Annotated in this window: 1 protein-coding gene and 1 pseudogene; both read left to right on the plus strand. The window is 73.1% G+C overall.

Features of this window, described 5'->3' with window-relative positions:
* Positions 1–999, plus strand: a 999-nt coding sequence (locus CcI156_RS23700; RefSeq protein ID WP_217697755.1) for a site-specific integrase, incomplete at its 5' end; no start/stop codon positions are given.
* Positions 999–1,519, plus strand: a pseudogene (locus CcI156_RS23705) (hypothetical protein); the annotation flags it as partial. The gene CcI156_RS23700 and the pseudogene CcI156_RS23705, both read left to right, overlap by 1 nt.

Below are 1,519 nucleotides of genomic sequence, written 5' to 3' on the forward strand. Positions count from 1 at the left end.
GCCTGGGACCGGGTGAGTCCGGCGGAGGTCCGGGACTTCGTGCTGTGGCTCGGGCAGGCGACCAAGCCGGTCGCGGCGGCGCGGGTCGGGTCGCGGGCGACCGTGGGGCAGGTCAACCCGGTGACCCGTAAGCGCCACCTCGGGGACGGCTACGGGCCGGCGACGGTGCGGCACAGCAACGCCGTGCTGCGGACCTTCTATGAGTTCTGGCTGGAGCGTGGTGAGGGGCCGCTGGTGAATCCGGTTGTGCTTGCTCGGGCGGGCCGGGGCCGGGCGCACGCGCACCACAACCCGCTGGAGGCATTCCGTCCGGAGGGGCGGCTGCGTTATAACCCTCGGCTGCCGAAGCGGAAGCCGAGGGCGATGCCGGACGAGCGGTGGGACGCGCTGTTTGCGGCGATGGGCCGTAACCGGGACCGGGCGATCCTGGCGCTGGGCGTGTCCACCGGTGCCCGCGCGGCCGAGCTGCTCGGCATGCGCGGCGCGGACCTGGACTGGGGTGGCCAGCTGGTGCGGGTGGTCCGCRAGGGGACGCGGGCCGAGCAGTGGCTGCCGGCGAGCCCGGAGGCGTTCGTCTGGCTGCGTCTCTACCTGGCCGACGTCGGCGGCGGTGTGCTGGGCGCGGGTGATCCGGTCTGGYGGACGGTCTATCGGCGCGGCGGGGTCCACGAGCCGTTGAACTACGAGGCGCTGCGGGCGGTCTTCCGTCGGGCGAACCGCCGGTTGGGCGCGAACTGGACGATGCACGATTTGAGGCACACCTGTGCGATTCGGATGGTGCGCGACGGCCGGCTGTCGCTGCGCGACGCGCAGACGATCCTCGGCCACGCCCACCTGTCGACGACCCAGCTCTACCTGGAGCAGGACGACGAGGAGGTCTTCGCTCGGGTCCGGGAGCATTTGGCTGCGCGGGAAAGACCTCGCCCCGCGCCCCCAGCGCCGGCGGCCCTCGGCTACGACCCCGCTGACCTCGCGGTCCTGTTCGGGAACCCGAGGTGATGCCTACCGCGGTCGCGGCCCCAGCCACCAAGCAGGCCATCGGCCCAGGGGCGTCGGGCTGGGAGCCGGCCGCGCGGCCGGTCGGCCCGTGGGATACGGCGTCGTTGGACGACGTGCTCGCGGCTGTGCCGACCTTGTCGTGGTGGAACGCGAAGCGGCAGCAGGCGCAGCGGTCGGTTGCCGGTGTCGAGCTGCTGCTGGACTGGCTGGGCCGGGTGYCCGGCGGCTGGCAGGACCGGTGGGAGCATGCCGAGGCGATGCTCGGTCCCAGGTGGGCGACCTGGTCAGYCGCCATTCCCGAGCCCGACAGGCCCTGCGGCGAACGCCATCGCGTGGTGCTGACCCGAGGGCTGGCCTGTCTGCTGCGGATGAGGCTCGTCCGGCCGAGCTACCCGTTCCTGACCACCTACGGGCCGACGACGACGTTCGCGGTCGTCCGCGACCTGGTGAGCCCGGAGTTGTTCGCCTGCGCGGCCGACGCCGCGCGGGCGTGTGGCGGCCATTCCGAGAACGTGCTCAG

This window comes from Frankia sp. CcI156 (assembly GCF_001983015.1).
GTDB classification, from domain to species: domain Bacteria; phylum Actinomycetota; class Actinomycetes; order Frankiales; family Frankiaceae; genus Frankia; species Frankia casuarinae.